The sequence below is a fragment of the Phyllobacterium sp. MT110 genome (assembly GCF_058792715.1).
Genome location: NZ_JBXAFE010000001.1, coordinates 374,694 through 396,731, shown reverse-complemented (window position 1 = coordinate 396,731; position 22,038 = coordinate 374,694). Strand labels below are relative to the sequence as shown.

At 60.7% G+C, this 22,038-nt stretch carries 25 protein-coding genes; 10 read left to right on the top strand and 15 right to left on the bottom strand.

What is annotated here, in order from left to right:
- Positions 1-130: 130 nt before the first annotated feature.
- Positions 131-469, top strand: coding sequence for a metallophosphoesterase (locus AC1Q5O_RS01935; RefSeq protein WP_346307906.1), 339 nt, complete (start codon positions 131-133; stop codon positions 467-469).
- A gap of 2 nt (positions 470-471) precedes the next feature.
- Here the strand turns inward: AC1Q5O_RS01935 and AC1Q5O_RS01930 are convergent, their stop codons facing one another.
- Positions 472-1,575, bottom strand: a complete 1,104-nt coding sequence (locus AC1Q5O_RS01930; protein ID WP_492561733.1) for an FAD-dependent oxidoreductase — start codon at positions 1,573-1,575, stop codon at positions 472-474.
- A gap of 73 nt (positions 1,576-1,648) precedes the next feature.
- On the opposite strand from AC1Q5O_RS01930, the gene AC1Q5O_RS01925 reads away from it, so the two are divergent.
- Positions 1,649-2,095 carry a MarR family winged helix-turn-helix transcriptional regulator gene (locus AC1Q5O_RS01925; RefSeq protein ID WP_492561732.1) on the top strand — a complete coding sequence of 149 codons (447 nt, stop codon included), beginning with the start codon at positions 1,649-1,651 and terminating at the stop codon, positions 2,093-2,095.
- Between the two features lie 19 nt (positions 2,096-2,114).
- On the opposite strand, the gene AC1Q5O_RS01920 is transcribed toward AC1Q5O_RS01925, so the two are convergent.
- The 5 genes from AC1Q5O_RS01920 to ampC all read right to left on the bottom strand — a co-directional run bounded on the left by AC1Q5O_RS01920 (position 2,115) and on the right by ampC (position 6,602).
- Positions 2,115-3,086 carry an aliphatic sulfonate ABC transporter substrate-binding protein gene (locus tag AC1Q5O_RS01920; RefSeq protein ID WP_492561731.1) on the bottom strand — a complete coding sequence of 324 codons (972 nt, stop codon included), beginning with the start codon at positions 3,084-3,086 and terminating at the stop codon, positions 2,115-2,117.
- A 190-nt stretch (positions 3,087-3,276) separates the two neighbouring features.
- Positions 3,277-4,200 carry a cytochrome c gene (locus tag AC1Q5O_RS01915; protein ID WP_492561730.1) on the bottom strand — a complete coding sequence of 308 codons (924 nt, stop codon included), beginning with the start codon at positions 4,198-4,200 and terminating at the stop codon, positions 3,277-3,279.
- A gap of 22 nt (positions 4,201-4,222) precedes the next feature.
- Positions 4,223-4,675: a c-type cytochrome gene (locus AC1Q5O_RS01910; protein WP_492561729.1), complete on the bottom strand. Its 453-nt coding sequence runs from the start codon at positions 4,673-4,675 to the stop codon at positions 4,223-4,225.
- 188 nt (positions 4,676-4,863) lie between these two features.
- Complete coding sequence (locus AC1Q5O_RS01905) at positions 4,864-5,208, bottom strand: hypothetical protein (RefSeq protein WP_223611405.1); 345 nt, start codon at positions 5,206-5,208, stop codon at positions 4,864-4,866.
- A 215-nt stretch (positions 5,209-5,423) separates the two neighbouring features.
- The gene (ampC, locus tag AC1Q5O_RS01900) at positions 5,424-6,602 is read right to left on the bottom strand and encodes a class C beta-lactamase (protein ID WP_492561728.1); all 1,179 of its coding nucleotides are present in this window, start codon (positions 6,600-6,602) and stop codon (positions 5,424-5,426) included.
- Positions 6,603-6,826: 224 nt separating this feature from the next.
- Between ampC and AC1Q5O_RS01895 the strand changes: the two genes are divergently transcribed.
- Positions 6,827-7,696, top strand: coding sequence for a LysR family transcriptional regulator (locus AC1Q5O_RS01895; protein ID WP_223611406.1), 870 nt, complete (start codon positions 6,827-6,829; stop codon positions 7,694-7,696).
- Here AC1Q5O_RS01895 and AC1Q5O_RS01890 read toward each other — a convergent pair whose 3' ends face one another.
- Positions 7,697-8,170 carry an SRPBCC family protein gene (locus AC1Q5O_RS01890; protein ID WP_492561727.1) on the bottom strand — a complete coding sequence of 158 codons (474 nt, stop codon included), beginning with the start codon at positions 8,168-8,170 and terminating at the stop codon, positions 7,697-7,699.
- A gap of 195 nt (positions 8,171-8,365) precedes the next feature.
- On the opposite strand from AC1Q5O_RS01890, the gene AC1Q5O_RS01885 reads away from it, so the two are divergent.
- The 5 genes from AC1Q5O_RS01885 (at position 8,366) to AC1Q5O_RS01865 (ending at position 11,813) form a co-directional block, all read left to right on the top strand.
- Positions 8,366-9,250, top strand: a complete 885-nt coding sequence (locus AC1Q5O_RS01885; protein WP_492561726.1) for a carbon-nitrogen hydrolase family protein — start codon at positions 8,366-8,368, stop codon at positions 9,248-9,250.
- Between the two features lie 178 nt (positions 9,251-9,428).
- Positions 9,429-10,097, top strand: coding sequence for a hypothetical protein (locus tag AC1Q5O_RS01880; protein ID WP_492561725.1), 669 nt, complete (start codon positions 9,429-9,431; stop codon positions 10,095-10,097).
- A gap of 61 nt (positions 10,098-10,158) precedes the next feature.
- Positions 10,159-10,851 (top strand): helix-turn-helix transcriptional regulator, encoded by a 693-nt coding sequence (locus tag AC1Q5O_RS01875; protein ID WP_492561724.1) that lies wholly within the window; start codon positions 10,159-10,161, stop codon positions 10,849-10,851.
- Positions 10,852-10,920: 69 nt separating this feature from the next.
- The gene (locus AC1Q5O_RS01870; protein WP_472461525.1) at positions 10,921-11,307 is read left to right on the top strand and encodes a VOC family protein; all 387 of its coding nucleotides are present in this window, start codon (positions 10,921-10,923) and stop codon (positions 11,305-11,307) included.
- Positions 11,304-11,813, top strand: a complete 510-nt coding sequence (locus AC1Q5O_RS01865; RefSeq protein ID WP_492561723.1) for an EVE domain-containing protein — start codon at positions 11,304-11,306, stop codon at positions 11,811-11,813. The genes AC1Q5O_RS01870 and AC1Q5O_RS01865 overlap by 4 nt, the downstream gene beginning before the upstream one ends.
- On the opposite strand, the gene AC1Q5O_RS01860 is transcribed toward AC1Q5O_RS01865, so the two are convergent.
- A complete protein-coding gene (locus AC1Q5O_RS01860; RefSeq protein ID WP_492561722.1) occupies positions 11,731-13,023 on the bottom strand; it encodes an MFS transporter in 1,293 nt (430 codons plus the stop codon). The two genes, AC1Q5O_RS01865 and AC1Q5O_RS01860, sit on opposite strands and share 83 nt — an antisense overlap.
- Positions 13,024-13,158: 135 nt before the next feature.
- On the opposite strand from AC1Q5O_RS01860, the gene AC1Q5O_RS01855 reads away from it, so the two are divergent.
- Positions 13,159-13,602, top strand: coding sequence for a winged helix-turn-helix transcriptional regulator (locus AC1Q5O_RS01855; RefSeq protein WP_346307893.1), 444 nt, complete (start codon positions 13,159-13,161; stop codon positions 13,600-13,602).
- A 215-nt stretch (positions 13,603-13,817) separates the two neighbouring features.
- Here the strand turns inward: AC1Q5O_RS01855 and AC1Q5O_RS01850 are convergent, their stop codons facing one another.
- From AC1Q5O_RS01850 to AC1Q5O_RS01830, 5 genes are all read right to left on the bottom strand, one after another.
- Positions 13,818-14,417 (bottom strand): superoxide dismutase, encoded by a 600-nt coding sequence (locus AC1Q5O_RS01850; protein WP_105737248.1) that lies wholly within the window; start codon positions 14,415-14,417, stop codon positions 13,818-13,820.
- A 437-nt stretch (positions 14,418-14,854) separates the two neighbouring features.
- The gene (locus tag AC1Q5O_RS01845; RefSeq protein ID WP_223611414.1) at positions 14,855-15,733 is read right to left on the bottom strand and encodes a branched-chain amino acid aminotransferase; all 879 of its coding nucleotides are present in this window, start codon (positions 15,731-15,733) and stop codon (positions 14,855-14,857) included.
- 382 nt (positions 15,734-16,115) lie between these two features.
- On the bottom strand, positions 16,116-16,823 hold the full coding sequence (locus tag AC1Q5O_RS01840) for a L,D-transpeptidase family protein (RefSeq protein ID WP_223611415.1): 708 nt from the start codon (positions 16,821-16,823) through the stop codon (positions 16,116-16,118).
- A 231-nt stretch (positions 16,824-17,054) separates the two neighbouring features.
- On the bottom strand, positions 17,055-17,951 hold the full coding sequence (locus AC1Q5O_RS01835) for an alpha/beta hydrolase family protein (protein ID WP_289015114.1): 897 nt from the start codon (positions 17,949-17,951) through the stop codon (positions 17,055-17,057).
- 29 nt (positions 17,952-17,980) lie between these two features.
- Positions 17,981-19,516, bottom strand: a complete 1,536-nt coding sequence (locus tag AC1Q5O_RS01830) for a helicase HerA-like C-terminal domain-containing protein (RefSeq protein ID WP_223611417.1) — start codon at positions 19,514-19,516, stop codon at positions 17,981-17,983.
- Between the two features lie 272 nt (positions 19,517-19,788).
- Here AC1Q5O_RS01830 and AC1Q5O_RS01825 point away from each other — a divergent pair, with 272 nt between their 5' ends.
- Positions 19,789-20,151: a hypothetical protein gene (locus AC1Q5O_RS01825; RefSeq protein ID WP_105737238.1), complete on the top strand. Its 363-nt coding sequence runs from the start codon at positions 19,789-19,791 to the stop codon at positions 20,149-20,151.
- A 187-nt stretch (positions 20,152-20,338) separates the two neighbouring features.
- On the opposite strand, the gene mctP is transcribed toward AC1Q5O_RS01825, so the two are convergent.
- Both mctP and AC1Q5O_RS01815 read right to left on the bottom strand, forming a co-directional pair.
- Entirely contained in the window at positions 20,339-21,811 is a 1,473-nt protein-coding gene (gene mctP / locus AC1Q5O_RS01820) for a monocarboxylate uptake permease MctP (protein ID WP_223611418.1), read from the bottom strand.
- Positions 21,801-21,998: a DUF3311 domain-containing protein gene (locus tag AC1Q5O_RS01815; RefSeq protein ID WP_223611419.1), complete on the bottom strand. Its 198-nt coding sequence runs from the start codon at positions 21,996-21,998 to the stop codon at positions 21,801-21,803. The genes mctP and AC1Q5O_RS01815 overlap by 11 nt, the downstream gene beginning before the upstream one ends.
- Positions 21,999-22,038 lie beyond the last annotated feature (40 nt).

Genomic DNA, 22,038 nt, shown 5'->3' with positions numbered 1-22,038 from the left:
CGACTTTGGTCGCGCAGATGTGTTCGCCCATGCACCGCGTCACGGTTACACGTGCTGCGGTTTCGGCTATAAAGGCACAAAGCGCTTGTGGGGAAGCAATGTCAGACTTGGTTCACTGCGGAGGTTTATGATGAAACGAAGCGCTCTTGTCCTGATGCTCGGCGTGGCGTTCGCCGCCCAACCCCTGCTTTCGGTTCTGGATACAACCGGAGTGCAGGCAGCGGTTCGCAAGAATGTCAGCGAATTTGCCGGGCAGCGCTGCAACAACCCGCCGCGCGGATCGGGTGTGATCGTCGGCCGCTATTCCGGCACGACCGACAATCCGATCATTTCCATGGGCAGCGACAATGTGCCGGTTTCCGACTTTCGCTGCTTCCGCACGATGGAAGAATGCCGCGGCTGGCTCTACACCATGCGCAGCAAATATGTCGACGGGAATTCCGTGCTGATCGGGTGCAACAGGCGCTGAGTTCAGGCCGCGCCGCTGATCCGCTTCATCGTTGCTTCCAGACTGTCCTCGGCAAAACCGGCGGCCATCGCCTGCATCGCCTCGCCCGCAGCCGTCGCGGCCCGTTCCCACATCGTGGCTTCGTAAGCCCGGACGGCGATGGGCCGGTCCTCTTCCCCGGTCAAGGCATCGGCGAGATCGGCGGCATCGCGCAGCGCCAGATTGCCGCCCTCGCCCGCCGGTGGCATGACATGCGCCGCATCGCCGATCAGCGTCACACCAGCGCGGCTCTGCCAGCGGTGCCCGACGGGCAGCGCGCAAATCGGCCAGGGCCGCACCGTGTCCTTTGCCGATTCTATGAGCTGCAGCAGACTGCCGTCCCAGCCGGCGAACTGCGCGGCGAGGCTTGCCTTCGTCGCCTCGAACCCCGGCTTCTCCTCGCCCCGCAGCGCCGCATAGACGCGGACATGCGCATTGGCGTTGCGCTGCGCGAAGATCGACTTGCCGTCGCCCTTGGCAATCATCGTGCCGCGTCCGACCAGCGCCGCGATATCGGGATGGCGTGCGTCGGCTTCGTCGATCGCAAGTTCATAGAGGGTCAGTCCGATATGCCGGGGCTTTTCGTCCGACACCAGTGCACGCACCCTTGACCCGACGCCGTCAGCTCCGACAACGAAATCATGCCGGGTGACGGAACCGTTTTCGAAATGCAGTTCGAACGTGCCGTCATTGCTCCCCAGGGCTTCCGTCAAACGGCAGCCCCAGCGAACGCTGTCTGCCGGAATGGACCGCAAAAGCAGGTCTCTCAATTGGCTGCGGTCAATCTCCGGGCGGTCCCCGTCGGAGGCATCGTCCTTGTACACAAGCAGGCCGTGCTTGTCATAAAGCCGCGTGCCCTGGTCTTCGTAGCGCGCAAAATGCTGAAACTCGGCAAACAGCCCGGCTCGCTTCATGGCATACTGTCCGGTTGCGGGATGCAGGTCGAGCATGCCGCCCTGCCCGCGATGCACGGGCGATTCATCCCGCTCATAGACGGTGAAGGCGACGCCCTTCAGATACAACATACGTGCGAGCAACAGCCCGCCGGGGCCACCGCCGACAATGGCGATCCCTGAATTCTTTGACATGTTCATCATCTCACTGGTAGATTGCATAGGGTCCTATTATTATATCATAGGGTCCTATGCAAGGAGAATCGCCATGCCCAACCCGGACCCGAGACAAACCCCATCTTTCCTCATCAAGCAGGCAGCGCGAGAACTGATGCGCAGAGGCGAGGAGCGGCTGCGGCCGCTTGGTCTCGGCGCGGCCTATCTCCCGGTTCTGGTGGCGGTGAAGAATGGCGAAGCATCGACGCAGGCCGATCTGGCCCGGCTGCTGCGGGTGGAACAGCCGTCCATGGCCCAGGTGCTGGCCCGGATGGAACGGGACGGCTTCATTCAGCGCAAGCCCGATCCGGCCCATCGGCGGAGCCAGATCATCGAGCTCACCGCGCTCGCCTTCGAGCGCCTGCCGCAGGCTTATGCGGCACTGAACGAGGGCAACATTCTGGCCATGACGGGGTTTTCCGCCAGCGAGACGGCGCAGTTCGTGGCCTTTCTCAATCGCGTCAATGCCAATCTGCGCAATGAGGATAGCAAGTCCTGATTCCCCCCAAATGGGCAGGTCAGGAAGGCCTGCCCTTCCAGACGATATCGCTGACGTTGAGTTTTTTGGGAATGATCTTCAGATCATAGAACTCGTCAGCCAAGGCCTGCTGATCGGCGACGGCCTTGGGCGAGACGGCCGCCACATCGCCCAGCCGCATGCCTTCGCGTGTCAGGGTAATTCTCTGGATATCCTCCGGTACGCCGGTAATTTTCGACAGGGCGGTGACAGTTTCAGCCAGATTGTCCTGTGCTGTGCGGCCTACCTTGGCCAGTTCGTCCAGTACTTCGCTTAGAATATCGCCATGCGCTGCAGCGAAATCGCCATTGCTGAGGAAATAGGACCAGCTGTCGATAATTCCTCGGCCCGTCGCCAGAACACGCGTCTCTGGTCGCTTTTCGGCGATGGCGAGATAGGGGTCCCAGATCGACCACGCGTCGATCTGGCCGGACGAAAAGGCCGCGGCCGCATCAGACGGCGAAAGATCCGCCGCCTTGATGTCGTTGACTGACAGACCAACCGTGCGCAGCGCCTTGACGATAAAATTGTGGGCGCCCGACCCGCGCTTGAAGGCGACGCGCCTGCCTTTCAGATCCGAAAGGCTTTGGATCGGCGAATCCTTGCGTACCAGAATGGCCGATCCATCGGGTGAGTCCGTATAGGTGCCGGCATAGACCAGATTGCCGCCCGCGGCCTGTGCAAAGAGCGGCGGCACGTCGCCGGTCGGACCGAAATCGACCGCACCGGCACCCAGCGCCTCGAGCAGCGGCGGACCGGAGGAGAATTCGGCCCAGCTCACGGCGATGCCGCGCGCTGCCAAGCGTTTCTCCAGCGCGCCCGTGCCTTTGGCCAGGGCGAGGACACCGTTCTTCTGCCAGCCGATGCGCAGTGTTTTCAGCGGCACCGCAGCGGCCGCCCGGACGGGCAACGGCACGAGCGCAGTCACGGCCGCCGCCCCGATCAGCGAAAGAGTCTGTCTGCGTGTAACCATCGATGCCATCCTTTCCATCTCCTGCGGGCTGCCACGGGCGGGCAGACACCTCACACGCAAGGATGGGGTAAACGCGGAACCGGTTCGACGTCATAAATATTGAACAATAGGCGGGATCGGGAAAATCATGCTCCGCCAGGCCGGACGAAATGAAATCCTTTGGCCGAAAGGCAATCCCGGCGGCGTGCGTTCAGGGTTTGGGGAAACCCCGGGGATGGGCAGGAATGGCTTTCAGGTAAGCCGCGATCGCCGCCCGGTCGGCCGGCTCCAGATGCGCCGTGTTCAGCACGACATCGGTCATCGACCCGCCGAGCGAGTCGAAATCGGGCGTAAACCCGCTTTCCAGGGCATAGGCGATATCCTTTTCCGACCAGCTGTCGATACCGCCCTCGCCGCCCGTGATGTTGGGAACGACACCTTTGCCCTCGGGTGCCTTTGCGCCGGCCAGCCAGCGGCTCTTGTCCAGCCCGCCAATGGCGTTGCGCGGTGTGTGGCATTCGCCGCAATGGCCGGGGCCTTCCACCAGATACTGGCCGCGCTTGATCGCATCCGTGGCATCGGCGATCGTGAGAACCGGATCGGATGCCAGATAGAGCCGCTTCCACAGCCCCAATCCCCGGCGAACGGTGAAAGGGAAACGCAGCCGGTGATCCGCCGCGACATTGTCCGACGGCGGCAGCGTTTTCAGGTAGGCATAGAGATCGGCGATATCCTGCACCTGCATGCGCGCATAGGAGGTGTAGGGAAAGGCGGGATAATAGTGCCTTCCATCCGGCGATACCCCGGCGAGCATGGCATTGGCCAGGTCTTCGAACGACCAGGCGCCGATACCCTTGCCGGAGGGAGAAATGTTGGGGGTAACGAAGGTACCGAACGGCGTGACCAGCTCATGGCCGCCTGCCAGCACCAGGCGCGCATCGCCTCTGGCGCCCGGTGCGGCATGGCAGGAGGCGCAGCCGCCTGCCCAGAATACCCGTTCGCCGCGCTTGGTATCGCCGGGAGCCGCGGCGGCAAGCCGTGCCGGATCAACCCGCGACGGCGCCGACAGCAACCAGAATCCGGCGCCCCCGGCCAGGGCAACCACAATGACGAGCAGCAGCAGCTTGCGGATCATTGTGTCTCCCCCGCCTGTCCGGTCAGTTCTTCTTGACGCGGAAGGTCTGATGGCAGGCGCCGCAATTCTGCGAGACCTGCGCGAAGGCAAGCTTGAAGCTGTCAAGGTCCTGCGGTTTGGCGGCAGCCGCCGCTGCGGCATCGGCCTTGTACTTGTTGACAGCAGCGACGAAGCCCGCGTTGTCTTCCCAGATTTTCGGCGAAGCGGTGGTCTCGCCGCCGGTGTCGCTGCCGGCCGGAAACAGCGCTGCCGGATCGATCTTCTGCGCATCCTCGTTCAGCCTGCTGAGAGCCGCCAGCACCGCAGCCGCATCAAACGGCTTTTCGCCTTTGGCAATCGGGACGATACTGCCGATGGTCTTGCCCTGATCCTTCATAATCGCCTGCCGGTCCGCAATCGGATCAGCGCCTGCGGCAGCCGAAAACACTGTCATGGCCAGCAAAGGCGCCACAGCGAATGCAATCAGTCTCTTCATGGATGTCTCCAACTCTCGTGGCTTCAAGAACATGTGGCTTCAAGGGTTTTCAGGGGCATTCTCGGGTCCGAACCCTACAGTAAACATCCCGGATTGCACCCGCCCCATACGATCACATTTTCGTATGACAGAGATTGGTTCGCATACGAAAAACCCCGGCTTTCGGCCGGGGTTTTGCTGTCTGTCCGTCAGATACGGCGCCATCTGCGATCATGGCGGTGATGCCAGTACGGGCGATCCCAACGGCGGTCATAGCGATGATAGTAGCGCCGGTCCCAACGACGGTCCCAACGGCGATCATAGCGGTGACGCCAGTGCGGGCGATCCCAGCGGCGGTCATAGCGATGATAATAGCGGCGGTCGTAGCGGCGATCGTAATAGTCACGGTAATACTGAACGCGCTGCACATTGCTGTCTGCAGCCGCTGGCCCTGTTGCGGTGATGGGCTTTTCGACAGTCATCGGGGCGGCGGACACCGGTCCGGCTGCTCCGAGGGCTCCGATCGACATCACGACGGCAAAAAGAGCTGACATCAACTTTTTCATAGTGCCTCCAGTGAAATGCGCCCTGAGTGAACGTGCATTTCGACATGTTAAGTCCCTTGGGAATAGACTTAAGTCTAATCCCATGAACCAGAGATGAATAATCAATATGGCGCAGCAATGGCACGGGGGACGCGGGCGATCACATATAAAAACCGGCCGTGCGAATATGTGAAAACACCTTCGCACGGCCCGCTGGGCATCCCTTATTCGCTCGCGCCGTTGTTGGCATCCAGCCGTGTCAGGATCTGATAGGCCATGCGGATGCGATCCTCATTGGGATAGTATTTGTTGGCCAGAATGACGATGCCGAACTGCTTTTTCGGCACGAAGGCGACATAGCCGCCGAAGCCGTTGGTGGAACCTGTCTTGTTGATGAGCACATCGTCGCGGGCAGGCTGCGGCGGCGTCAGCGCGGTCACCGGCGTCGGCTTGAGCATATCGGGAGAGTTGCCGCGCAGCAGCGTCTTCAGATCGACCGGATAGGCATATTGTTCCCAGATCAGGTCCTGCGTCATCGCGCCGACCTTGAAATAGCCGGTATGCGTATCGGCGATCGCCCGCTGCAGCTTGCCTTCCAGCCTGGCCATTTTCATGTTTGCTTCCAGGAAATGGATCAGGTCCGTGCTGGTGGTTTTCACGCCATAGGCTTCCGAGGAAAGGACCGCCTTGCTCACCCGGGCCGGGACATCCTTCCTGGTATAACCCTGGGCATAATCCGCCATTTTGGTGTCCGGCACGTTGATATAGGTGCTTTTCAAGCCAAGGGCCGGAAACAGCTGCCCTTCCATCAGCGCGGCAAAATTCCGATTCATCGCCTTTGCCGCGATGTAACCCAGCATGCCGATGCTCGGATTGGCATAGGTCCGGTATGTTCCGGCGGCATAGGCCGGCTTCCAGTTCTGCAGATAGGTCATCAGCTGGTCGTCGTTCTTCACCTCGTCGGGAACCTGCACCGGGAAGCCGCCCGGCGTATGGGTGCCAAGATGCATCAGGCTGACATTGCCGAAGGCCGTATCCCGCATGGACGGCAGATACTTGCTGGTCTTGTCCGACAGGGAAAGCTGACCGTTTGCCTGCGCATAGGCCGCAAGCGTGACCACGAAGGTCTTGCTGATCGATCCGATCTCGAAGAGCGTATCGGCCGTGACCGGCTTGCCGGTTTCCCGGGAGGAAACGCCGTAGTCAAAGAGATAGGGCTTTCCCTTGATCGTGACGGCGACGGCCATTCCGGGAATATTGTATTTTTCCATGACCGGCCTGATTGCCGCATCCACGACGGCCCTGACTGCCGTCGCCGGTTTGTCGGCCGCATGCCCCATGGCGGCCGGCGCAGAGGCGGCAAACAGGATGGAGAGCAGAACTCTGGTGGCTTTCGCTGGCATTTCTTCGACTTCCTTTGCTGGTTCGGCATTATGGACGGGTCCGCGACCGGCGCGAATTGCGCGCCGGTTGAAAACCCCGCAGGTGCTGGTCATGGAGATCGCCTGACATAAGACTGGCTTCCGCATTGCATCGCAGACCTGCTGAGCCGCATCTATCTAACCGGCTGGGAGGCCCTGTCAAAACATGATATCTCGGGGCAGACATAAGAAAAATTAGGGTATCCATGGTTCGGCCATTTCTCCCCCTCAACGGCCTCAGAGCCTTCGAAGCTTCCGCACGGCACCTGAGCTTCACCCGCGCGGCCATCGAATTGTGCGTGACACAGGCTGCGGTGAGCCAGCAGGTGAAGAGCCTGGAAATGCGCCTGGGCGTACCGCTGTTCCTGCGCCTGCCGCGCGGCCTGAAGATAACGGCGGAAGGCGAAGCGCTTTTGCCCGTGGTCACCGGCTCCTTCGACCGGATGGCCGACACCCTTGACCGGATCGAGGGGGGACAGGTCCGTGAGCTGCTGTTTCTGGGCGCGGTCGGCACATTCGCCGTCGGCTGGCTCCTGCCGAGGCTGCCGGATTTCCAGCGGCAGTTTCCCTTTATCGAGGTTCGGCTGTCGACCAACAACAATCGCGTCGACATGGCGGCGGAAGGGCTGGATTTTGCCATCCGCTTCGGCAACGGCGCCTGGCACGGCACGGATGCGACCCGCCTGTTCGAGGCACCGCTCTCGCCGCTGTGCGTGCCGCAGCTGGCCGAGACGCTGCTGGAGCCCGCCGATCTTGCCAGTCACACGCTGCTTAGAAGCTATCGCATGGATGAGTGGAACAACTGGTTCGCGGCGGCCAACGTTCCCGCCTCGCCGCAATTGAACAAAGCCATCGTGTTCGACTCGTCCCTGGCCATGATGGAAGCCGCCCTGCAGGGGATCGGCGTTGCTCTTGCACCGCCGATGATGTTTTCACGCCATCTGACCGCAGGCGCCATCGAACAGCCGTTCCAGACCTCGATCTCGCTGGGAAGCTACTGGCTGACGCGGCTGCAATCGCGCACGCCGACACCAGCCATGACCGCCTTTGCCGAATGGATCGTTTCAGCGCCCTGATCAGGCCGGTGCGGCTTGGCTTTTCAATGCCTCGCCGAGATTGTCGAGCATGGCGCTCCAGCCGGCCCGGCGGTACTCCGGCTTGTCTTCATCATCAAGAAAGGCCGCCTGTTCGGTGAGGACGAGGCGGCAGCCTTTGCCCGACGGCGTGAGGTCAACGGTCACGATGCTGCTGGAAATGGGCGTCGTTTCGCGTCTCATCGTACCGGCGGAAATGATCCGTTCATTCGGCACGATATCCTGGTAGGAACTGGTGCTGATATAGGTTTCGCCGCCGGTCTTGCCGAAACGGAAGATGTCACCGCCGCCGACACGAAAATCGAAGTGATCATAGGCCGCGTGCCAACCATCGCCCATGGCGTTCCAGCGCAGGAGCGCCTCGACACTGGACCAGGCAGCAAATACGCGCTCCGGCGAGGCATCATAGGTGCGCTCGACAATGATGGTTGCATGGTTGACGGAACCTCCGGTCATGATGTCCTCCCTTGCCGGTCAATTCATTAAGTGATTGCTTAAGTATCACGTGATTGGCGGTCGCGCAACCAATACTTAATTGTTAACTTAAGTGTTTTGCCACCGAAAATGTCCGCTGCCAGCGCAGCGCACCGGTTCTTGCTTAAGCAGCAATCGGGTAAACTCCATGGTGCTGGTGAGTCGAAGGAAAAGCCCGTGAAGAAAAAACGCGCCGACCATGTCTGGGATGTCCCGCCTTCCGCGCGCGGCAAGCCTGCCCGGCTGACGGTGGCCACCTGCCAGTTTCCGGTTTCGCATGACATCAACGCCAATCTGGCCCACATGCTCGATCTCATCGCCCGCACCGCATCTGCCGGTGCTGATGTCGTGCATTTTCCCGAATGCGCCCTCTCCGGTTATGGCGCCGCGACATGGCCATCCTGGGATGATTTCGAATGGGCAACGCTCAACGCCGCCATGGACAGGGTTGCCGAGGCGGCCCGCACCCACGCGATCTGGATCGTCACCGGTTCGGTGCATTGGGATCATGCGCACACCCGGCCCACCAATGCGCTGTTCGTGTTTGACGATAGGGGTGCGATTGCCGGGCGCTATGACAAGCGGCGCTGCTCGATCAACGATCTGCGCGCCTTTGCGCCGGGCGATACGCCGTTGACTCTCGATATCAAGGGCGTGCGCTGCGGTTTTCTCATCTGCCTCGACTGGGCCTTTCCCGAACTCTGGCAGGAACACGCCGGCAAGGTCGAGCTGGTCTTCCATTCCTGCTACGCGGACAATGTATCGCGCGACCGGATCGAGGCTCACACGATCCAGCCGCTGATCCAGGGCTATGCCTGGCTCAACCAGTATGCCGTCAGTTCATCCAACTCGTGCCGGCCGCGCCAGAATTTCCCCAGCTTCTGGATCGAGCGCACCGGCCATCACGGCGGCAGCGCGGCACGGGACGAAACCGGTTTCATCCTGAATGGGCTGACCGACGATCCGGAGCTCGACGCCTTTTGCCAGCGGGTGCTGGAATTCCGGCGTTCAGCCAGCGACGGCAGCCTCTACGCGCCCTATCTGGAAGCCAACAAGGCTTAACGCGACTACGACCAAAATCGTATAGCTTCCAAACGCGCAATATGCAGATTTGAAGGGATTGAAAAGACGAAGGCGGCGCCTTCCGGCCCGCCCTCACTTTTGTCTGCAGCAGATTTACGCTTGGCGCAGTGATCACATCCGCAGCTCATGCTCAAAATTTAAGATACGGTGGAAAGGAATGCAATATCCGTTTTCGTGCGTGCCGGCCGTCCACTCCGACATCCAAAGCACACTGTCTCCGGCCCGCCTCGCTCGCTACCTGCCAGCTGCTGGAGGCGACCGGCATCTGGCACTGCGGCTCTACATCTGGAACGCGCGTCTTTGCGAATCCTTGTATCTGCCGATGCAATTCGCGGAAGTCGCGGCGCGTAATGCCATTCAAAAGCCGGTCGTCGGACGATTTCACAGCCGCTGGTACGAGAATCCCCGGTTCATCAATCTTCTTCCGGCGCGGATGAAGGATGAACTGATCGACACCAAGCGAAGGGAGCAAAAGAAGCACGCCGCGATGCTCAGTCAGGACCATATTGTCGCCGGCTTGTCACTCGGTTTTTGGGTCTCTCTCATGACCGCTGCCTACGACAAGCAGTTATGGGCACAGGGGGTCAAGGCCGCATTCCCGCATGCGGATCCGCGAGAAAGCGGCGAAAGTATCCGTGCCCGTCTGGATAGCATGCGGCGCTTTCGCAATGACATTGCGCATCACGTGGCAATTTTCGACCGCTCTCCGCAGAAAGAAATTCAGAACGTCGTCCATATCACCGGCCTTGTATGCGAAAATACCTGCTGGCCTTCAAAGCAACTGTCCAGATTGCAAAACGTCATCAACGACCGGCCAAGACTATGAATTTCCAACCACTGCCAAAATATGGCATGATGTGGCAACGCATCCCCGCAGGTGAGTAACCGTGTCCCGATCCCAGCGCCTTCTCGACCTGATCCAGACCATGCGCCGCTATCGGCGTCCGGTCGCGGGCAAGGTGCTGGCGGAGGAGACCGGCATCAGCATCCGCACGCTCTATCGCGACATCGCCACCCTGCAGGCGCAGGGTGCGCATATCGAGGGCGAGCCCGGCCTCGGCTATGTGCTGCGCCCCGGCTTCATGCTGCCGCCGCTGATGTTCACCGAAGAGGAGATCGAAGCGCTGGTGCTCGGTTCGCGCTGGGTGGCCAAACAGCCGGACAACCGGCTTTCCACGGCGGCGCGCGATGCGCTCAACAAGATCGCGGCGGTGCTGCCGGACGATCTGCGCGACAGCGTCGATACCTCTGCCCTGCTGGTGGGTCCCGGGGACGGATCGGCAACCGATGGCGTCGATCTTGCCGACGTGCGCAAAGCGATCCGCAGCGAGCGCAAGCTCGATATCACCTATCGCGACGGCAATGGCAGTCAATCCAGCCGCCTGATCTGGCCCTTCGCGCTGGGTTTCTTCGATAAAATGCGCGTCATCGTTGCCTGGTGTGAACTGCGCCAGGATTTCCGGCATTTCCGCACGGACCGGCTGTCGCGGCTCGAAGCAACGGATATACGCTATCCCAAGCGCCGGCAGGTCCTGTTGCAGGAGTGGCGCGACGCACAGGGCATCGCCCAGCCGCGCTGATCACTACTGCCAGAAACTGGCAGCATGCCGTTTTATGGTGTTCCCGTCACAACCTGAAGGAGAAATGCCGTGGCCAACCCCAATCTTATCATTCTCTACGTTGCCAATGCCCCTGCCAGCCGCGCCTTCTACGCGGCTCTGCTCAAGCGCGAACCGCTTGAAGAAACGGTCAATTTTGCCATGTTTGCCCTCGACTCCGGCTTGCTGCTCGGCGTCTGGGCGCACAACAAGGTTGAACCGGCCGTTACCAGCATTGGTTCGGGCAGCGAACTCGTGTTCAGCGTGGATACGGACAGCGAAGTCGAGGCAACGCACAGGGACTGGGCGGCACGCGGGTTGCCGATCGTTCAGGCGCCGGTGCACATGGATTTCGGCTATACCTTTGTTGCCCTCGATCCGGATGGTCATCGGCTGCGGATGTTTGCCGCCACCCCGGAACAGGGAACGGCGCAATGAGCCGGCACTGGATCGCAGTTGCTTCGGCGGACCATGTCCGCCGCGGCCTGCAGGACGGCTTCATGCAGGTGTGCCACGGCAAGGAAGGCCCGCTGAAGCGCATCAAGCCTGGCGACGGGGTGGTCTATTATTCGCCGACCGAGATATTCGGCGGCAAGGACCGCCTGCAGGCTTTCACCGCCATCGGCGTGGTGCAGGCGGAAGACGCCTACCGCCACGACATGGGCGGAGGATTCGTGCCGTGGCGCCGCAATATCGGCTGGTTCGATGCCACCGAAGCGGACATCCGCCCGCTGCTCGACAGTCTCAGCTTCACCAGGGGCAGGCAGAACTGGGGCTACCAGTTCCGCTTCGGGGTGCTAGCCATCAGCCCGGAGGATTTTGATGTCATCGCCGGGGCCATGCATGCCCGTCATCAAGGGCTTAATGTTGCCCCGCCTCTGCCATCGCTCCGGATGGCGTGCGATGACGGGTTGCAGCCCAGAACATCAGGGCAAGCGCACTGATGCCCGCCCCCGCGAGGCTGACCCCTGTCCAGCCGGCGGAGGCATAGACCAGCGTGGAGCCGAGCGAGCCTGCCGCACTGCCGATCGAATAGAAGATCATATAGCCCGCCGTCAGGCGGCTCTGCGCTTCCGGACGCACGCGGTAGATCAGGCTCTGATTGGAAACATGCACCGCCTGCAGGGCGAAATCGATGGTCACAATGCCGATGATCAAGAACCACAGTGACGTCTGCATGAAGGCGACCGGTATCCACGACAGGAGCATGATGGTCAGGGCAATGCCCGTGGTGCGCTGCGCATGGCCCCGGTCGGCCCAGCGCCCTGCCCGCGAGGCCGCCAGCGCTCCGGCAGCGCCGGCAAGACCGAACAGCCCGATTTGCGTGTGCGACAGCGAAAACGGCGGTGCGCTCAGCGGCAGCACCAGCGGTGTCAAAAGCATGGTTATGTCGGCGAAGATGAACATGGCAATGATGGCGCGGATGCGCAGCACCGGCTCTTCGGCAAACAACAGGAAGACAGACCTGATCAGCTTCGGATAGGCGATTTTTGTCCGCCGCACTTCGTTGCGTGGCAGGAAGTGAAACAGCAGCGCTGCAATGATCAGCGTCAGCACCGCCGAGACGGCATAGACCGAGCGCCAGCCCGCCAGATCGGCCATGCCGCCGGCAATGGTGCGGGCGAGCAGAATACCGATGACGATGCCGCTGGTGACGATCCCGACCACCTGCCCGCGCTCATGCGGCTTTGCCAGACTGGCGGCATAGGCGACGAGCGCCTGCGTGACAACGGCGAGCAGGCCGATGGCGGCCATCGCCACCAGCAGCGCGAGCGCGGTCGGGGCAAAGCACACCGCCAGAAGGGCCAGCGCGGAGAGAACCGATTGGCCGGCGATCAGCCGGCGGCGGTCGATCAGATCACCCAGCGGCACGATCAGCAGCAGGCCAAGCCCGTAACCGACCTGCGAAATCGAGACGATCATGCCGATGGTGGCGTGGCTCATGCCAAAACTGTCGGCAATGGCATCGAGCAGCGGCGGCGCAAAATAGACGTTCGCCACGGCCAGTCCGCAGGCAACGGCAAACAGAAGTGCCAGGGGGCGGGAGAATTCTATGGCCTGCGGCCCGCTGAAAGGCGTTTTTTCAGCAATTTCATCCGTATAGACCGCTTGTCCGCCGCCAATGACCAGATTATCGTCCTGCTCAAGCTTCATCGCATCCTCCTGCGAATGTGGTTGCAAATTAAAACCTGTTGCGTCTTAGCTCCATCGGTTTTATATTGCAACTACCCTTCGCAGAGGGAGAAACAAGATGAGCACTGCTCTGCGACCAAAAAAAGGGGGACTACAATGGTCAAGCGAACGAGCCACAAGGATGATCCGTGCCCGGTGGCAAGGCCACTGGATGCGATCGGAGACTGGTGGTCACTGCTGATAATACGCGACGCGTTTGAGGGATCGCGGCGTTTTGGGGAATTTCAGAGAAGTCTTGGCCTGGCCAAGAATATTTTGTCGACGCGGCTGCGCAATCTCGTTGCCCATGACATTTTCACCATCGCGCCCTGCGCCGATGGCAGCGCCTACAATGAATATGTGCTGACCGAAAAAGGCCGCGATCTCTTCCCGCTGCTTGTCGCCTTGCGGCAATGGGGTGAAGAATACTACTCCGACAGCTATCAGGCGAAAGTCCAACTGGTCGACCGCGAAACGGGTAAACCGGTGCGGCGGCTGGAGCTGCGCTCCGATGACGGGCGCCTGCTCGGACCTGACGATACGGTGGTTGTCGGGAACTAGATTTTCCTGCCCTCGCCCTGCCTGACATCGCTCCGCGGTGTCTGGCAGCGTCATCGCTGTAAAATGCAAATGAAAATCATTTGCAATAAGGCTTGACGACAGTCCGATTATCCGTATTCTGTGGTGGTGCCAGTGGGACACTGGCTCCGGACGGACAATAGAAAAAGGCCCCATCCATGACGGGGCCTTTCCATCGATATCGCTCGGGAAAAAGCTTATTTGGCTTTTTCGTAGAGTTCGAGGACGTAATCCCAGTTGATGAGACTGTCGACGAAAGCTTCGAGGTATTTCGGGCGGGCATTGCGGTAGTCGATGTAATAGGAGTGTTCCCATACGTCGACGCCGAGGATCGGCGTTGCGCCATGAACCAGCGGGTTTTCGCCGTTTGGTGTCTTGGAGATTTCAAGCTTGCCGTTCTTGACGGAAAGCCATGCCCAGCCGGAGCCGAACTGTGTGGTGCCGGCAGCGATGAAATCGGTGCGGAACTTGTCGTAGCCGCCGAGATCCGAGTCAATGGCCTTTTCCAGAGCGCCCGGAAGCTTCTTGCCGCCGCCGTTCTTCTTCAGCCAATGCCAGAAATGCAGGTGGTTGTAATGCTGGCCGGCATTGTTGAAAAGGCCGGCATTCTTGCCATAGGACTGCTTGACGATCTCTTCAAGCGAGAGATTTTCAAGACCGGCTTCGGCAGCCAGTTTGTTGCCGTTGTCAACATAAGCCTTGTGGTGCTTGTCATGATGATATTCCAACGTCTCGCGCGACATGAAGGGGGCGAGTGCGTCGTAATCATACGGCAGTGCGGGCAGTTCGAAAGCCATGGAAGTCTCCTCTTCGATTCAATCTGTGATCGGGATTGGCACCGGGTGTTCCCCGTTGCGGGGTGATGGCCAATCCTGACAAAACCTGCGTTCGTTACATAGAGCCTTTCTCACCTAAATAGAATAGTTCTGCCGGAAAGAATTTGGTTCAAGGTCGAGGGGGTTGACGAGACCGATGTTTACCCATCGGGCGAAGTCAAACCCCGATGGATTTGAACCAAATTCATCCGGCCCTTCGGGTTTCCGGCTGGCGGACACCCACTTTGTCAGGCAGCTTCGTCCGATGGGTAAACATCGGCCTCGCTACCTTCCGCGTGGATTGTCTCGCCATCCGAGAAACAGAACTGTTTCTATTTAGGCGAGAAAGGCTCTCGGTCCGTATTTCCCCGGGGGCAATGCGGAACGGATCAATATTTCGGTTTGATCCGGTTTCAGCGTTAAATTTTCGGCGTGGAGTGGGCGAACTCCCAATAGAGCTCCCTCGCCTTCTTGGTGATCGGACCCGGCTGAAGGTCGCGGCCTTCGATACGGGTAACGGGCACGACCTTCGAATGGTTCCCCGTGGAGAAAATCTCGTCGGCGTTGAGGAAATCCTGCACCGTCAAGGTCGCCTGCGTCGTGCGGAAACCGTAATCGGCCAGCACGTCGATCGTGCGGGCGCGGGTGATGCCGGATAGGAACGTGCCATTGGGCGCGGGCGTGAAAATGTGCCCGTCCTTGACCATGAAAATGTTCGAGCTGCCGGTTTCAGCGACATTGCCCAGCATATCGAGCACCAGCGCATTGTCGAAACCGCGGGATTTGGCCTCGAGAATGGCGCGGCCATTGTTGGGGTAGAGGCAACCGGCCTTGGCATTGGTCGGCATCGTCTCGAAGCTCGGACGGCGGAAGGGCGAAACGGTGACGGAAAAACCCGTGGGCTCCTGCATCGGCGATTCGTACAGGCTGAGACAGAAGCGGGTTGAAGCGGGGTCGGCGGGCACACCCATATAGCCGCCATGCTCGGCCCAGTACATCGGCCGGATATAGACGGCGATCCGGCCATCGAATTTTTTCAGCCCGTCGCGGGCAAGACCGGCAATGTCTTCCGCGCTCATGGTCGGCTGGAGACCAAGCGCGGCGGCGGAGGCATTGACGCGGGCGCAATGGCGATCAAGATCGGGCGAGACGCCCTCGAACCAGCGTCCGCCGTCAAAGACCGTCGAGCCCAGCCACATGGCGTGGCTGCGCGGCCCGATCAGAGGCACGTTGCCCTCGTGCCAGTCACCGTCGACATAGGTCCAGGTGGTTGATTGCGCTGCTGTATTGACTGCCATGAGAGTGATTCCGTCGCTGAGAATAGGTCGCCCTATCGAAGGGTTATTCGACCGCAAGGTCAATGGTTCAGACGCTGCGGAAGGCAAATTGCGACAAACGGACCGCCATAACCAGCACTTTTCCGCGTCAAACCACGGCTTCTCATACTTTTGATGAATTGCGCATCGGAATATCGCCGGTCCACTATGACACGGCAGCATTGAGCCGTTTGTCAGTTCCGGACTTCAAATGTTGTGAAAAAACGCACCGTATCATTTCCCCCGCTCCCCTCAGGATACGGCTTCTTGGCGGACCCCTTGCCGGGTCTGCTTTTCTTTTGGCTCAAAGAAAAAGGCCGGCAACCCCAGGTCACCGGCCTTCCATGTGGATAAAGGCGACAGATTACATCACCAGGATCGGCGTCTTGTTCGGCACGCGATCATAGAGATCGATAATGTCCTGGTTGATCAGGCGCACACAGCCCGACGAAACCGCCTTGCCGATGGACCACCATTCCGGCGAGCCGTGCAGGCGATAGAGCGTGTCCTGGCCATTCTGGAAGATGTAGAGGGCGCGGGCGCCGAGCGGATTGGTCAGGCCGGGCTGCATGCCGCCATTGCGGGCGCTGTATTGCACCAGCTCCGGCTGGCGGGCAACCATCTCATCCGGCGGAGTCCAGGTCGGCCAGTGGCGCTTCCACTGGATGACCGCGCGGCCGGACCAGGCAAAGCCTTCGCGGCCGATGCCAACGCCGTAACGGATTGCCTGACCGCCTTCGCGCACCAGATAGAGGAACTTGTTCTGGGTATCGACAACGATGGTGCCGGGCTGTTCGCCGGTCGGGTCCTGCACGACCTGACGCAGGTAGCGCTTGTTCATCCTCTTGATCGGAATGGCGGGCAGCTGATAGCCGTCATCCTCGCGCGCCGCATACATGGCTTCGTAGGAGCCAAAGGCCGGATCGACATCCGCCTGCGGTGCGAGCGGCTGGCCATTGTCGTCAACCTTGATAACCGGCATATCCGGGATTGCGGCGCATCCGGCGAGGCCGACGGCCGCTGTTGCGGTCAATGCAGTCAGGAAACCGCGGCGGGAAATCATGTTTTGCATCATTGAACCAATTTAGCGGTGGGAGATGGAGTGTGAGATAGCATGGATCGGGTTTACCAGCTCTAAACGCACATAAAATATGGCAACGGACCGTTGGCAATATGGCGCAAACAAGGCGGGTGGCGGACTGTTGCCCTCCCGCAACAGAAAGGCGGCCCGAAGGATGCCTGCACCGTTCACCGGGCGATAAACAATTCGTGAGACCGCGAAATCCGCATTCCAATCGCCGAATCACCGGGGTTCATAGCGAAAATCTGACACACCGAACCGCCCGGCAAGGCTGCTGAGCGGCGCATCGCCGGTCTTGCCTCTGACATAGCGATCCATGAAGGCGACACTGGCTTCGCTGATGCGCGTGCGGGTGAACAGGCCAAGATCGGTCCACGTCAGATGACCTGCCCCCAGGAATTCCACGTAATATTTCGGGCCTTTCGACAGGTCGTAGCCGCCACCCGGCCTTCTCACCTTGGGCGTGACAAAAATATCGCGCGTGCCGCCCTGGTACATGACCGGAGCTTCGAGATGCCGCAGCGCATCCCGGTGCAGATAGGGACCGACATAGGGCGACAGGGCGAGCGTTGCCTTGACGCCGCCGATGCGCCAGCCGGGCCAGGCGCCGCTCATGCCCAGCACGGTATAGCCGCCGAGGGAATGCCCCGCGAGCCCCATCTCGTTCCAGTTGATCCGGCCGTTCCACTGCCGGTCGCGCTTCAGGGCGGCAATCACCTTGCTGAAATCATCGGCGCGGTTCCTGAACGTGGCTTCCGTCCAGCGCAGCGGCTTGCGCAGGGAAACCTGCGGCTTGTCGAGAATGCTCTGGTCGCCATTGTTGCAGGTGGCGTCGTGATGATTGGGCGCGAAGACGATGTAGCCCGCCTTGGCAAAGGCCCGCATCAGGAATTTCGATTGGGTCGAACAGCCGTGGAACCCGTGCGAGAAGAAAATGACCGGCTGGCGGGTGACAGTCCGCTGGTCCGGCTCCCACACATGAACATTTACACCGCCGATCACCGCTTCGCTGTCCCTGGCAAAGGCTGTTCCGGCCGTGGCCAGCACGGCGGTGAGAACGACGGCGATCAATCGCAACAGGAGGCGCGGCAGAGCGAAAGATTGGCCTGTGCTGCTCATCGGCGCCCGCCTTGTCCGCTGTCGTAGTCCTAGCGCTTGCTCAGGCTTCCCAGGATGCCGCGCACCAGCGCGCGGCCGAGCGAGCTGCCCACCGAACGGACCACCGATTTCATCGCCGCTTCCGCCACCGTCTGGCGGGCACGAGGCTGGCCGCCGCGCGGACCCGGCGCGCTGCTGCCGCCGCCCAGAATATCCGGCAGGCGCCAGCCGCTGGTGCTGTCGGCTTCCTGTTCCTTCGTGGCTGCTGCTTCCGCCTGTCCCTGCGCCGCCTTTTTCTGCAGGACCTCATAGGCGGATTCGCGATCGATCATCTGGTCATACTGGCCGGCGACCGGGCTGGCGTTGATCAGCTTCTGCCGCTCGTCAACGGTCAACGGGCCGATGCGTCCCGCGGGCGGGCGGATCAGCGTGCGCTGCACGACGGACGGCACGCCTTTTTCCGCCAGGGTCGACACCAGTGCTTCGCCGGTGGACAGGTTGGTGATTGCCGCGAAGGTGTTGAAATCCGGATTGGGGCGGAAGGTATCGGCCGCCGTCTTCACCGCATTCTGCTCGCGCGGCGTATAGGCGCGCAGCGCATGCTGGACGCGGTTGCCGAGCTGGGCCAGCACGGTTTCCGGCACATCCAGCGGGTTCTGTGAGATGAAGTAGACCCCGACCCCTTTCGAGCGGATGAGGCGCACCACCTGTTCCACCCGGTTGAGCAGGGCTTTTGGGGCCTCGTTGAACAGAAGATGCGCTTCATCGAAGAAGAAGACGAGGCGCGGCTTTTCCGGATCGCCGATTTCAGGCAGTTCCTCGAACAGCTCCGACAGGAGCCAGAGCAGGAAGGTGGAATAAAGCCGCGGATTCATCATCAGCTTGTCGGCGGCCAGCACGCTGACCACGCCGCGGCCATTGGTGCTCGTGCGCATGATGTCGGCGATGCGCAGGGCCGGTTCGCCAAAGAATTTCGTGCCGCCCTGCTGCTCAAGCACCAGGAGGGAACGCTGGATGGCACCGACGGAAGGCTTGGTGACATTGCCGTAGCGCGCGGAAATTTCCTCGGCACGCTCGGCGATATTGACCAGCAGAGCCTGCAGGTCCTTCATGTCGAGCAGCAGCAGCCCCTCTTCGTCGGCGATCTTGAAGGCGATGTTCATCACGCCTTCCTGCGCTTCGGTGAGGTTCATCAGGCGCGACAGCAGCAGCGGCCCCATTTCGGAAATGGTGGCGCGGATCGGATGGCCCTGTTCGCCGAAAATATCCCAGAAAATGACCGGCGACGCCTCGAGCGCATAGGGATCGAGCCTGACCTCCGCCGCCCGCTTGACGAGAAAATCCTTTTCCTCGCCCTTCGCGCCGATCCCCGACAGATCGCCCTTGATGTCGGCACAGAAGACTGGAACGCCCGCACGCGAAAAACCTTCCGCCAGAACCTGCAGCGAGACGGTCTTGCCCGTCCCTGTCGCGCCGGTGATCAGGCCGTGGCGGTTGCCGTATTTCAGCAGCAGTGCTTCGGCCTGCTGATAGCTATCATCCGGTTTGCGGCTCGCACCAAGGAAGATACTGTCGTCAGCGGCCATGGGGGTGATCCTCTTCACTGTGGTGTTTCTGCCATCCGATATAAAGGCCGGATGCCCGGGGGACAATGCCTTGCAGCCGGGACTCATGCATAAGATTGCAAGGCCGCGCTGAAATTGCTGACGTTTTTGTGTCATCTTCCCGTGTCACAATAGGAGCGGTGCCGCCTGAAGAATGTCATGCCGGCTGATCCAGATTGACGCAGTGGCTTGCAAGGTGGATGATATCCGCATATTACGTAAACGTAATTCATGACACACGGGAGATTAGGCTCATGGACGAACTTATCGCGCGCATTACCGCCAATGTCGGCACCGATCCGGAAACCGCAAAGAAGGCCGTTGGCCTCATCCTTGCTTTCCTGCAGAAGGAAGGCCCGGCCAAGGCAACCGACCTGATCAGCAGCATCCCCGGCGCGGACGCGGCCATTGCCGATGCCAATTCCGGCGGCGGCTTCCTGTCCGGCCTGATGCCCGGCGTCATGGGCCTCGGCTCCAAGCTGATGGGCGCTGGCCTCGGCATGAGCGAAATCTCCGGCATTTCCAAGGAAACCATTGCCTTTGCCCGTGAAAAGGCCGGCAGCGACGTGGTTGACGAAGTCGTCAATTCGATCCCGGGCCTCAGCCAGTTCGTCTGAGACGCACGGCGCGGCCGCTCACAACCAGCATGTCAAACGCGCGCCTTCTGGCGCGCGTTTTCGTTTGGCCATTCCCTCAGTGCGTGGTTCGACAAGCTCACCATGAGGGAGGTGGTTTGATTGCAGCCCACAAGCTTCCCTCATGGTGAGCTTGTCGAACCACGCACCGCATATTCTGCTCTTTACCTCACGCAGGCTTTCTCGCCGGGACCGTGACGAGATTGACCAGTACCGCCACGACAACATTGGCAGCGAGCGCCAGCAGCCCGATATAGACCGTGAACGGTGCGCCGCCGAGGCTGATGGCCTGCAGCGGCTTCAGGCCGTTGATCCACACCAGATAGGTGCCGCCGCAGAAGCCGACGAGCCATCCGGCCAGCAGGCCCGGTGCACGGAACCAGTTCGAGTAGAGCCCGAACACCAGCGCCGGAAGCGTCTGCAGGATCCAGATGCCGCCGAGCAGCTGCAGGTCCAATGCAAACTGCGTCGGCAGGAAGGCAATGACCAGCAGCGCACCGATCTTGATGATCAGCGACGTCACCTTGGCGACCTTCGCCTCCCCCGCATCCGTCACCTGAGGATTGACATAGGCCTTCCAGAAATTGCGGGTGAAGAGATTGGAGGCCCCGATGCTCATGACCGCGGCGGGAACCAGCGCGCCGATGGCAATGGCGGCGAAGGCAAAACCGGCGAACCAGCTGGGGAACAGGGTCTGAAACAGCGCCGGAACCACCTGGTTCGGGCTGGAGACGTTGAGATGGGCGGCGTGGCCCATATAGCCCAGCAGGGCAAGCAGGCCGAGGAGCAGCGTATAGGCTGGCAGCATCACCGCATTCTTGCGGATGGTGTTGCCGCTGTTCGACGCAAAGATGCCGGTCAGCGTATGCGGATACATGAAGGCTGCCAGCGCCGACCCGAGCGCCAGCGTCGCATAGGCCACATACTGGTTGCCGCCGAGCAGCAGATTGCCGGAGCCCTTGGCCTTGAAGGCGGCATCCGCCGAGGCGAATACATTGGCATAGCCGCCGAGTTTCGACGGGATCAGCGCCACCGCGGCGATCACCGCGATGTAGATCATGATGTCCTTGACGAAGGCGATCAGCGCTGGCGCCCGCAGGCCCGCCGAATAGGTGTAAAGCGCCAGGATGACGAAGGCGACCGCGAGCGGCAGCTCGCCGGTCAAACCCAGAGCCTGCAGCACGGCAGCCATGCCGACCAGCTGCAGCGCGATATAGGGCATGGTCGCGATGACGCCGGTGAGCGCCACCGCCAGCTCCAGCCCGCGCGAGCCGTACTGCCCGAATACCACGTCGCCGGCGGTTACGTAGCCATTGTCCTTGGCCCGTTTCCACAGGAGCGGCATGACCATGAAGACGAAGGGATAGACGATGATCGTGTAGGGCAGCGCAAAGAAGCCATAGGCGCCGACCGCATAGACCAGCGCCGGAACCGCGATCACCGTATAGGCGGTGTAGAAATCGCCGCCGACGAGAAACCAGGTGATCCAAGTGCCGAAATTGCGGCCGCCCAGGCCCCATTCATCGATATGCGCCATGGTCTTGGGCGCCCGCCAGCGGGAAGCAATGAATCCGAGCACCGTGACAAGGGCGAAAAAGAAGACAAAAACCGAAACGGCAACCGGATCAAGATTAGTCGTCATAGCGCACACTCCGGTAGACGATCCACGTCACGAAAGCCGTCAACGGCACAAAAGCCAGCTGATACCAGTAGAAAAAGGGGAAGCCGAGCAGCTCCGGTTCGCGGGAATTATAGAAGGGAACCCAGAGAAGTCCGATGTAGGGAATCGCAAGTAGCCATAATATGGCCTTTTTTGAACCGTTTTCCATGGATATGTCCTCTCGAAATTAACTTTTGAGGAAAGATGAA